At 46.6% G+C, this 12,267-nt stretch carries 7 protein-coding genes; 1 reads left to right on the forward strand and 6 read right to left on the reverse strand.

Translation table 11 applies throughout. The features are described 5' to 3' along the window. Positions 1-64: 64 nt before the first annotated feature. On the reverse strand, positions 65-1,342 hold the full coding sequence (locus LU351_RS20920) for a trypsin-like serine peptidase (RefSeq protein ID WP_232593921.1): 1,278 nt from the start codon (positions 1,340-1,342) through the stop codon (positions 65-67). Positions 1,343-2,087: 745 nt separating this feature from the next. On the opposite strand from LU351_RS20920, the gene LU351_RS09950 reads away from it, so the two are divergent. Next, the gene (locus LU351_RS09950; protein ID WP_232593922.1) at positions 2,088-2,741 is read left to right on the forward strand and encodes a sulfotransferase; all 654 of its coding nucleotides are present in this window, start codon (positions 2,088-2,090) and stop codon (positions 2,739-2,741) included. Positions 2,742-2,747: 6 nt separating this feature from the next. On the opposite strand, the gene waaA is transcribed toward LU351_RS09950, so the two are convergent. From waaA to glnE, 5 genes are all read right to left on the reverse strand, one after another. Further along, entirely contained in the window at positions 2,748-4,196 is a 1,449-nt protein-coding gene (gene waaA / locus LU351_RS09955; protein ID WP_232593923.1) for a lipid IV(A) 3-deoxy-D-manno-octulosonic acid transferase, read from the reverse strand. Next, entirely contained in the window at positions 4,193-5,992 is a 1,800-nt protein-coding gene (gene msbA / locus LU351_RS09960; protein WP_232593924.1) for a lipid A export permease/ATP-binding protein MsbA, read from the reverse strand. The genes waaA and msbA overlap by 4 nt, the downstream gene beginning before the upstream one ends. Positions 5,993-6,301: 309 nt before the next feature. Then, positions 6,302-7,459 carry a lipopolysaccharide heptosyltransferase I gene (waaC, locus tag LU351_RS09965; RefSeq protein ID WP_232593925.1) on the reverse strand — a complete coding sequence of 386 codons (1,158 nt, stop codon included), beginning with the start codon at positions 7,457-7,459 and terminating at the stop codon, positions 6,302-6,304. 379 nt (positions 7,460-7,838) lie between these two features. Further along, entirely contained in the window at positions 7,839-8,768 is a 930-nt protein-coding gene (locus LU351_RS09970; protein WP_232593926.1) for a branched-chain amino acid transaminase, read from the reverse strand. A 121-nt stretch (positions 8,769-8,889) separates the two neighbouring features. Further along, positions 8,890-12,153 carry a bifunctional [glutamate--ammonia ligase]-adenylyl-L-tyrosine phosphorylase/[glutamate--ammonia-ligase] adenylyltransferase gene (gene glnE / locus LU351_RS09975; protein ID WP_232593927.1) on the reverse strand — a complete coding sequence of 1,088 codons (3,264 nt, stop codon included), beginning with the start codon at positions 12,151-12,153 and terminating at the stop codon, positions 8,890-8,892. Positions 12,154-12,267: the final 114 nt, after the last annotated feature.

Consider the following 12,267-nt stretch of genomic DNA (forward strand, 5'->3'; position numbering starts at 1 on the left):
AAAGTCCGACATTAGTCTGTAGGCCGATATGAACCTATAAGTTATGAATCTATCAGTTATGAACCTATAAGTAAGGTGCAACCACATCCGCAATACGATCAATACGGACAGCGCGGTTATTACAACGTCCAAAATGATGAAGACCAATTACAGTATTGGTCGAACGCAATAACACAGGAGACCCAGAACTACCGCCTTCGGTATCGCAGTTATAGTTCATATCCGTATTACGACCACGACCATTGGTCACCGGCCTAGCAATAGTGCAATAATCGCCGCCATTCTGATCACTGAATATCGCAATTTCTTTATCACGACCACCCGGATGCTGAGGAATGTAAATCTCTTCGCCACGCTGTGGCCTGCGATCTTCCAAATTCAACGAGCCAAAACGCGCAACACTATTGGCATTATTAATGGTGAATAGCGTCATATCCAAGTTGTAATGCGTCACTAAAATATCATCCACTGTCACAATGGTTTGGCGAGAATTAGCATTATTGCCATTGCAGGAAGAGTTTTGAAAATTAAATCGTACTTCGGCACGGGAAATCTGACGAGCATCCGCAAGGCAATGATTATTGGTGATCATCGTATTACTGTCAGGCCCAACACGCCATGCAGTACAAGTACACATTTGACCACGACCATTTTCGTTACACGGCATCACTAACCTAGCCACCGCACGAGACGCCTGAAATGCAGCAGATTCAGAATTACGATAACAAGCCGCCTCTTCACGATCATCCCGACCACACACCGTTTCTTCTACTGGTGGGTTATGTTGTGCGATCTCTGAATTACTGTAACCGTGTACGTAACGATCAATATTAATCGAAGCGCCTTTACCGGCCACCGCATTCCGTTTTGCCTGTTTTAACGTAATAGTTGCCGTGTCTCCCATCACAGAAATTGCCCAGGCACCTTCCGCCGTATTATCGCGAAACTTTAAAATTTGCTTTTGTCCTTCACTCCCGGTGATAACCACTTTATCGCCTTTGCTTAAGGCCAACTGGTCAATGTGCACCTTAATGAACTGAGCACCGGGATGGTAAACCTCTTGTGTTGACACCCCTTCACCGGAAGACAGCACAAGGTTTGTTGATGCCTCCCCTGCCACACGTGTTAGCTCTGAACGGGCTGAATCCAATTGCGCCTGCACGGATTCAGACACTGCACCCAGCTCTTGAGCTTTTACATCTTCTGCCAATGCCTTTTCAGAAAACACTTGGCCGGTCAGTGCCACAACAATACCCACTGCACAACAGGTAGACCGTAGTAAAGAACGAATATTCCGGCGCGATGCGGATGGAGAATCGACATTCATTATTGAATCTATCACTCTTTTTACCCTCAAATTAGGAAAGAAAAACGCTTAAAAGACATGCGCGATACCTTATTCCATCGTGCAAAAGCGTCATCACTGCTGACTGCTAGACACGCATCACACAGACACTGCTTTCCTTTTTTGCGCACACGGTTTGAGCAATCCTTGCCAACACAAGAATTTCCGTTAAAAGAGATTTGATTAATCCATAAAAAGACAGGACATCCACTCACAAGGAATGTGCGGATTTGGATGTACTTCCCAGTTAAATGTACTTCTCAGCTAAGTGTACTTCCCAGTTAAATAACCCCCCTGGGAGAATAGTTCATGCAATTCACCAGGATTGAGATGCGGTTATTAGGGTTTATAACGAAACATCGGCCTAATAAAAATGCTTTTTATGTCGTCTTAAACAAAGTGAGAATTCGCTCAGAAAAAATGAAAAAGAATCGTAAAAAGTTTCTGTAAAGGTTCACAAAGAAAGTAAAAGAATAGACACTTTGTCGCTTTCACCAAATGAGAACAGCCTCTCACTTAAGAGCATCGTCTCCTCATTTTCTATGCAACTCTTCTGTAAAATACACTTCTATAAAATACAATTAAACTAAAATCAAGATATGGTATTATTTGATCATGATTCACAGCGTGAACAATCGAAAACAAGGGTTCAAAACAGAACTCTTCTACGTAAATAGCCTTAGAAAAACCACCGTACAATCAAACCTGCACCGGTAAAATCGATAACTTATACGATGTTGCAATGAATAAAATTTTCATTATCGGCCTTCCCCGCACAGGCACTACCAGCCTGTCTTATACACTTTTACAATGCGGCTATACAGTTGCACATACGGCCTATACAAAAGATACCTTTACCGCTGCTCGCGTTATTGCTGACACTCCAGTCTACTGCGACTTTCCCTTTTTTGATGAGAAGTTCCCAAACAGTAAATTTATTTATCTAGAACGAGAGCTTCCACTCTGGACACCCTCCATCACAACACTAATTCAGAAAGTTCAAAGCTATACACAGCAGGACGCTAATGCGTTGCATCCTATTTTTTTACGCTGTTTTGAGAAAGTATTTGGTGCATTGCATAACGAGCAAATTACAGACTCACCGTATTTACGAAGTCGTTATGCAAAGCATAAACAGAGTGTGGTGGATTTTTTTCAAGACAAAGAAGAACGGCTACTCACTATCAATTTAACGATTGAAGAAGATTTCCATAAACTCAGCGAATTTCTGGATTGTCATCAACTGTATAATACAAATTTATTCCCTGACGCGAAATTTCCCTTATTGAATCAAAACGGGGCCATTACTGATTGGCAAAAGGTTCGTGACCCCAATAAAATTTCTTCACATTTTTGCGGGCCAAATCGTCGTCGGTATTTTTACGATCTCAGCTAATCGAACTCATTTGGTCGGCGTTGTTATATGGACGGATATATGGACGGCTATATGGACAGTTTGATTTACCAATGCAATAACGCGGTTCAGGGCACCTCGATTTTCTTTCGCCACACGCTCTGCCGCTAAGCCAACGTGCATTCGAGTATCATCATCACTAAACCACTGGTCCACTTGATGAGCTAAGGCATTGGCAGAGTCCACTACCACTAACCCACCTGCCGACTGGAGCTGTTCAGTGATCACAGCGAAATTAAAAACACTCGGCCCCGTAACAATAGGCAGTGCCCAATGAGCCGGCTCAATAGTATTGTGTCCGCCATTGGCGACAAAACTCCCTCCCACAAATGCCACATCCGCCAATCCATAGAGTGTCATGAGTTCACCCATGGTATCGCCGAGCAATACATCCATATGTTTTAAATCGTCACGACCTGAATACTCATCTTCATTGAGTTCATTTAAATGGCTGAGCCGTTGGAGCTGCCACTGATCATAACCACGGATGAGCTCCGCGACCTCATCAAATCGCTCTGGGTGGCGCGGTACCAAAATCAATAACGCCTGCGGGTATTTTCGTTTCAGCTGGAGAAACGCTTGAAGAATAATGCCATCTTCTCCCTCATGGGTGGACGCCGCAATAAAGGTGAAGCGCTGCGGGTTTAATTCAAGCGGCTTTTCTGAACCTGACGAGTCCAAAGTGGGCAAGCTTAAACCCAACGCACGACGTAATTGTCGAACCTTTTCCTGATAGGCATCAATGGTAATATCAAACTTAATACTGCCCGTCACTTGGGTTCGATCCCGTGCCAATCCTAAATCATAAAAACGTTCCGCATCTCGATGATTTTGCACAGCCGCTGCCGTAATCGATGCAAACATGGGGTACGTAAGTGACGATAGCTTTTTATAACCCCTCGCCGACTTTTCGGACATACGACCGTTAATCAACAAAGTAGGAATGTCACGATACTCACACATGGACAATAAATTCGGCCACAATTCGGTTTCCATGATCAACAACGCATTGGGGCGCACGACATCGAGGAATCGTGATAAACACAGAGGCACATCATAAGGAAGGTAAGAATGCAGTACTTGGCTCCCCCACCGCTGCTGCACTTGTGCGGCGCCAGTCGGTGTTGTCGAGGTAATCCACACGGCAATATCTGGATTATTTAACAGCGCATTCACTAAAGGGGCGGCGGCAATGGTTTCCCCAACCGAAACCGCATGTAGCCAAATTAGCTTTTTTTCACCCTGTTGATGCAACTGTACGAGCTGTGCTTTTTGCTCCGCCGAGATGCCTCCAAAACGTTCGCCCCAGCGCTTCCCATACTCCGGTGCCAACCGGGCGCGACGCTTTAATCGCCACAAAATAAAAGGCAATGCGGTGTAAAAAATCCCGCTATAAACACCTCGAATGAACTTACCCTTCACGAGAGTGCTTTTCACGAATCGGATGCCTCATCAAATTGTACGGCATGCAATTGTGCATAAATGCCTTGCTGGGCAATCAAGGTTTCATGGTTACCCATTTCAACAATTTTGCCTTTATCCAATACAACAATGTTATCGGCTTTTTCAATAGTGGATAAACGATGGGCAATGACCAAGGTCGTTCGATCACTCATTAGGGTATCTAGCGCGGTCTGGATTTGCCGTTCTGATTCCGTATCCAGTGCGGAAGTGGCCTCGTCCAAAATCAGTAATGGCGCGTTTTTCAATAGCGCTCGTGCAATAGCGATGCGTTGACGCTGCCCTCCCGATAGACGGGTGCCACCTTCGCCAATTTGGGTATCAAATCCATCGGGGAGTTGCTCTTCAATAAACGTGAGTGCATTCGCCGCTTTCGCCGCTTCGCGAATATCTTCCATAGATTTAGACGCGAGATCGCCGTAGGCAATATTTTCTGCCACCGTACCATTAAATAACGTGACTTGCTGACTCACTAACGCCAGGTGGCTACGTAAATTGGTGAGGGTATACTCTTGGAGCGGCGTACCATCTAAGGTGATAACCCCTTTGCTGGGTTCATAATAACGACTGATCAGGCTGGCCAGCGTTGTTTTTCCACTGCCAGAACGCCCAACCAAAGCAACGGTTTGTCCGGCTTTCATGGTTAGGTGGATATTTTCAAGCACCGCCCCATCGTGTTCGTTGTAGGCAAAACTCACCCCATTTAATTCGATCTCTCCGTCAATGTGAGTTTTCTCGACGGTGCCGACATCTTCTTCCACAGACGTATCCAATACCGAGAAAACACTTTCTGCAGCGGCAATGCCTTTTTGAATCATTCCATTCACTTGGGATAAAGCGCGAATCGGACGTGCCAGTAAGCCTGCGGCAACCAAGTAGGCCACCGTTGAGCCTGCGTCTTTGCTACCTAAAAACAGTACTAAAAACATCAACAACGCCAACACCATGGATAAAATTAACTGCAACACCGGCGTTTGCAACGAATGCACCACAGAAAACTTAACCCCTTCGCGGGTATTTTTATTACTGGATTGAAAAAATCGCTCACGCTCGTAGGGCTGGCCACCGTAACTGCGAACCAAACGATAACCCCCCACACTTTCATCCGCCACTTGCGCCAAATTGCCCATAGAAGACTGGATTTTTTTACTCAAAGTACGAAAGCGTTTACTGGCCACCGATACCACCAGCGCCATTAACGGTGTAATCGCCAAGAAGATGAGCGTCAGTAACCAATTTTGATAAAACAAATACGCCAACAAGGCAATGACGGTAAATCCTTCACGAAAGACGGTTTTTACCGCATTAGACGCTGAGTTATTCACCTGGTTGATATTGTAAGTAATGATGGCAACCAGCTCAGCGGAATTGCGCCGATCGAAAAATTCGCTGGGCAAATGCAAAAAATGGTTAAACAAGTTCTTACGTAAATCATTCACCACCCCCAGCGCCACACGAGACATACTGTAATTGGCCACAAAATAACTAAGCCCTCGTGTAAACGCCAAACCTACGACCAAGGCGGGAATAAAATACAACACGGAATCAGTGGGAGATTCCAGCGCATTAATAAACTCTTCCATCATGTGGGCCAAGGCAGCTTGGGTAACTCCGTACACCAAAAAACCCACAATGCTGAATATAAAAAAGAACGAATAAGGGCGAATATAAGACAATAAGCGCTTATAGACTTGCCAACCACTGTGATTGACAGATGGAGAAGACGACGAAGGTTGACCCATAGTGGAGTCAGCAGGAGCTGGAGTTGTCATTAAAACCTTGATTGTTAATACGATACCTACTCTGGCGGGGCACTCTTTAAGTAGGGTATCGGTATAGTAAGTAGAATCTCTATTTATTCATTAGGTATCGGGGAAGTCTGCACAACGTAAAATCACATTGTTAAATTAGACTGTTAAATTACAACATAAACCCGCTCGGATATTCATACAGTCAAAGCCATCAATAACATCGCAGGCACCCCATTGCCCGTATTATCGAACAATTACCCCCGTACTGCATTATTGCAGTCAATGATACTGGCCAAATATATCAAGCAAATGGGAGAGGCAAAAATAATACTAAGCATCTTCCACAGCCAGGACGGGGGGAGAAAGTTGAACTCTGGGCGAAAGCGCTGGCTTTTTAATCGGCTTCACCTCTTGAGGGCCATGTTCTTGAGAACCATACTCTTTAGAAACGTGTTCTTGAAAACCATCCCCTTGAGAACCATCCCCTTGAGAACCATGGGCAGAAAGCAGCGTGTTCAGTGCTTGTATCACCTGGCTAGGTAAGAGACTTGAGAGGGGTTCATCGCCCGAATTCAATACAGCCTGCTTTCCACCATAGGCCACATATCGCAGATCACTGTCTTGATTGAGCAAAGTTACCATCGGCACATTCACCGCTGCCCCTAAATGGCTTAAGCCATTGTCTACCGTAATAACGCCCCTTGCCTCCGCTAACACGGCGGTAATACCAGACAGCTTCAGCTTCGGTAACACATCCACTTGCTCCAACCCTTTTGCCACTGCTCGAGCATATTCACGAGACTTTACATCACGCCACGCCATTCGAATACGAAAGCCACTTTCGATGAGACTCTCGATTAGCGCTCGCGCCTGCTCAGCCGGGTACACCCGACCAGCGTATCGAGAACAACACAGCAGCACAATATCGTTGCTTTGTCCCGGTTGATGGCAAAACTGATGGGCTTGTAAGATGCAGGAAGAGTCCGGGCAAGCGGGGCTTTTGGAAGTGGCTAGCACTGGGCGAGTGTATTTCATGGCATAGGCAAATAAATCTCTGACTTGCTCTGCCCAATGCCGGTTTTCATCACCAGCGAATCGACTCCGATACAAAAGACGGCTCAGTTTTGGCCCGTCTTCCCTTTGTTGCTCAAACCCAACACTCGCGGTATTCAAACACCGGCTTAACCACACGCTGGCCAAAGAGCCATCAAGATCCAACACCCAATCGTAATGATGTTTTTTAAGCTGTAACCGAAGTTGTTGCCAAGGCCGGCTGGTCAATGCTCGCAGCGGATGACGGTGCCAAGCTTCTCGGCTCACCGGAAGCACCCGATCAACCGCACTGTGCCAAGCAGGAATCTCTTGAAACCGCTCTTCAACAACACAATCAATTTTCAATGGCGCCATTGCTCGTTGCGCATCCGTGAAAGCCGGCAACATCTGCACGACATCTCCTATTGAACCGGTATTTACAACCAAAATACGCATGTTCGAACCCCCAAAGAAATACCCATTAGCCTTTTGTTGTTCTCTCGTAATGGCTTTTGTTTTTAACAACTGGTGCTTTTAACAACTGGTGTTATTAACAGCTATTAATTTTAAATGCTGCTATTTTTATAACTATTAGTTACTTATAATGGTTTTTATAACGACCAAATTTAGCAGTGATATTGCGTCGTGTTGGTACTTTTGCATCAAATCAAATTGCACAGTAACCGAAACTTAACAGCTCATCGAAAATTCAATTTTTGCGAACCGGTTATGCCTTTTATGCCACTCGAATGACGACAAACGCGCCAATAGAAAAAAGAATCAAAAAAAGGCCCGTTGCTGATCACAACGGGCCTTTTCTTAATGTGCTTTTAGGTTATTCGGAAACCGGTGCCAACCACTCTGGGTGTTTGGAACCACGACCTTTCACACTATCAAAATACGCGGTTTGCAATTGCGTGGTCACCGGGCCGCGCTTGCCTTCACCAATAACACGGCCATCCAATTCACGAATCGGTAAGACTTCTGCTGCAGTTCCGGTAAAGAAGGCTTCATCAGCCACGTAGACTTCGTCTCGGGTAATGCGCTTTTCTTTTATGGTGTAGCCAAATTCTTCGGCTAACTGAATCACCGTCGCACGAGTGATACCATCCAAACACGAGGTTAATTCAGGCGTGTAAATGACACCGTTGTAAACCAAGAAAAAGTTCTCACCGCTGCCTTCTGCCACATAGCCTTCGTTGTCCAATAATAACGCTTCTTCGCAGCCGCAACTTAATGCTTCTTGCAACGCCAACATAGAATTAATGTAATGACCATTGGCTTTCGCCTTGCACATGGAAATGTTCACATGGTGACGAGTGTAACTGGATGTACGAACTTTAATGCCGATTTCTTTCGCTTCCGGGCTCATATAAGACGGCCACTCCCAAGCGGCCACAATAGCATGAACATTTAAATTGTCCGCTCGTAATCCCATGCCCTCAGCCCCGTAAAACACCATTGGCCTTAGGTAAGCTTCTTTCAAACTGTTTTCACGCACCACCAAACGATGCGCTTCGTTGATCGTGTCTTTGTCCCAAGGCATTTTCATATTCATGATATGCGCCGAACGAAATAAACGATCAGTATGGGCTTGAAGCCGGAAAATGGCCGTGTCATGAGATTCAGTATGATAAGCACGGACGCCTTCAAAGACCCCCATGCCATAATGCAAGGTATGCGTTAAAACGTGGACCTTAGCATCGCGCCAAGGCACCAATTCACCATCCAGCCAGATTACGCCATCGCGATCGGCAAAGGACATAAGCTACTCTCCAAATAGTTAGACACCGCTCCCAAAATAGGTAGACATCGCTGTTGCGGTGCACGGTGTTGTAAAAGGGCTCACTGTATTTTTATCTGCGTTTCACACTGTAGACGCCATATCACGGTCGAGCGGATGATTCATCTGTGAATAATTGCGTCCATAAACGTGAGACCTCATCGCGTTGTGCGCGAAAAGCGTCTCCACTAATGACACTGCCTTGTTGTTGCAGTGCTAAACGATGCCCTGTTGCGCGGTAAAGTTGGTAAATCTCAATAAGATGTTGAGCATCGTCGGCATGGATTAATTCGGTGGCCGCTAAGCGCTCCAAAATCCGAATGTTGTCCGAAAACTCAATAAGTGTGTGATCTCGGTGTGCCCATGCTAAGGCGGCGTATTGAACCATAAATTCAATATCAACGATACCTCCACTATCTTGCTTCAAGTGAAATTCTGAGGCGTCTTTTTCTGGCGGATTTTGGGGTGTTCGCCGAGTCGATTTTGTCTGCTTCGCTGCAGAACCTAAATGATCCCGCATTTTTTTTCGCATCGATAACACATCGCCTTTTAGACGTGATAAATCCCGAGACTGACACAACACTTGGGCGCGAATTTCGGCAAACTTTTGCATAAGCAAAGGGTTACCCACCACCGCTCTGGCACGCACTAATGCCTGGTGCTCCCACGTCCAAGCGTCGTTTAACTGATAACGCAAAAACGCGGCTGCACTGGACACCAGCAACCCAGAATTGCCCGAAGGTCGCAACCGCATATCCACCTCATATAACTGACCTGAAGGGGTACGCGTATTTAAAATATGAATGATTTTTTGTCCGAGGCGGGTGTAAAAAGTCTGATTATCCAATGGTTTCGCACCATCGGCTTGGCCTTGGATATCGCCATCATGCACAAACACTAAATCCAAGTCCGAGCCATGTCCCAGCTCTATTCCCCCGAGTTTTCCATAGGCCACGATAATAAAACGTTTATCATCGCCTTCCTCTTCAAGAGCCTCAGAGCCATGAGCACCCGTTGCATCCGTATTCACAACACCAGGGTAGCCGTGACGCTGAACCATTTCATGCCAGGCCACATCCAATACATGCTCTAAAATGGCTTCTGCCAACCAAGTCAATGAATCACTGACTTTCATTAATGGCAGTGCGCCAGAAACTTCACTGGCGGCAATCCGTAACGCTTGGGCCATCCGAAAATACCGCAGTGTTTCCATTTGCGCTTCAAGGTCACCCAGTTCAATTCGCAACATGGTTTGGCGCAACTCATCTCGAATACGGGCGCGATCCGGCCCCTGATATAAGTTTCTCGGGTCAAGTAGTTCTTCTAGTAGTACGGGGTGACGCGTAATTTGATCGGCAATCCAGGCACTGGCACGAAACAGTTTCACCAGCAGGGTTAACGCATCCGGGTTTTCGAGCAACAACACGGCATAGGTACTGCGTCGAGCTACCGCTTCGACCAACCCTAATAAGCGTTTGAGTGTTTCGGTCAAAGACGCCGGACGTCCCATTTCATCCAAAAAGGCATTGGCCTGTTGGTCGCCAGATGGAATATCGGCGGTTGGGTGACTCTCTCTTTCTTTACCACACGGTTTACCGCATTCAGCCACCACAGTCGAAAGCAGTCGCGGCATTAACTGGTCAAAGCGACTGCGGCCAGACGCCTGAATTCGCTGCATATTCGAACTAAATACCAACGCATTAAGCGCCGAAAAAGCTGCTTCTGCCGGTCTCAGGCCCACCTGGTCACACAATCCTTTGACTTCATCGTGAGACAATGACAATTCATTGGTTCCGGCAAGGGTAGCGACACCATTCCAGCAATCCACCCACTGAGATTCCACAATGGCCTCTGTAGCCGCTTCGTCTTCTTGAACCACCTCTAAAAATTGAGCATGAACAAACCCGCGAACCTGATCGAGACGCTGTTCTAATGCAGGCCAATCTGGGTAATTCATGACAAACGCCAACCGGGCGCGATCGCCTTCATCTGTGGGCAAGACTTGTGTCTGCCGATCGGCAAAGGCCTGCAAGCAATGCTCAACTCGGCGCAAGAACACATAAGCGTCGGTCAGCTCATTGGTTATCTCTGTAGGAAGATGCCCTTCTCTGGCTAAAATGGGCAATAACTTCATCACGCGACGTTCTTGCAATTCGGGTTCTCGTCCGCCCCGAATTAATTGAAAGGCCTGAAGAATAAATTCGATTTCTCGAATACCGCCTTCACCCAGCTTAACGTCATTGACTTTGCCCTTACGTTTAACCTCACGCTGTATCAACCGCTTCATATCTCGCAACGCCGTAATCGCCGAGAAATCCACATAGCGGCGATAACTGAATGGGCGCAACAACTCCATTAATTCTATCGATGCCTCCACTGCATGTTCAGCAGCCACGCCACGAGTGTTAGCTGCAATGACACGCGCTTTAATCATCGCGTAACGCTCCCACTCCCGCCCCTGGGTTTGGTAGTACTCTTCCAGTGCGGCAAAGCTCGACACCAACGCACCACTTTGCCCATAGGGTCGTAACCGCATATCCACACGGAAAACAAATCCATCGGCAGTGGTGGCATCCAAACTTTTAATCATGCGCTGGCCAAGACGAGCAAAAAACTCCTGATTACTAAGTGGCTGAAAAGTGGCTTTTTTAACGCCTGTGCCCGACGTTCTTTTCTCTGAGGATGGCAATTCCGTCTGTTGAGCACAGACGTCCTCAATCATTGCGGTCTCGCCTGATTCAGGAAACGCAAAAATAAGATCAATATCAGACGATAAATTCAGCTCCCAAGCACCCAATTTCCCCATCCCCAACACCATCAACGGTTGTGGCTGGCCTGATACTTTCCCAATAGGCGTGCCGTGTTTCAAGGTGAGTAAGTCGTAGTGAAAATCCAGAACGGTTTGGACTGAGGCTGTGGCCAGTTCTGTTAGCTCTGCGGCAATGGATTCAAAAGTACCGAGGTGATTTAATTCACGCCAAATAATGCGTGCCATGGACCAGCGACGATGCTGACGCAACACCCGGTCAAGCCCAGCGGTATCCTCGCAATGAATGTGGGAAAGGCGCTCGCCTATCCAAGTATAATGACAACCCGATTCAAGCTCAGAGTCTAGGCGGGCATGATCGAGAAGGTTTAAAAGCAGAGAAGGGTCACTGATAAAAATATCTGATAAAAAACGACTTCCCACCACACAGTGCGCTAATTGCTCTGCTCTCTCAATGGTAAGACGCTCTTTAAGTTGCCCTAAAATAGCGGGGCTGGCACGTTCTTCAAAGTGCTCAATAAAGGTCTGATAGTGCTTTTGATGCACCACCGGTAAACTCTGTAATGCAAACATGACGATCTTACGGACGCCGGTAGCCATTGGGCTAATTCAACGTCATCGCAACGACTCCCTCACTCAATACTTTTCAGTCGAAACGTTGTGCGCCACTTAATTTGTACGCCACTTAACAATGACGAATCAACCAGTGGCATC

It is taken from the genome of Marinibactrum halimedae (assembly GCF_021234875.1).
Classification (GTDB): Bacteria; Pseudomonadota; Gammaproteobacteria; order Pseudomonadales; family Cellvibrionaceae; genus Marinibactrum; species Marinibactrum halimedae.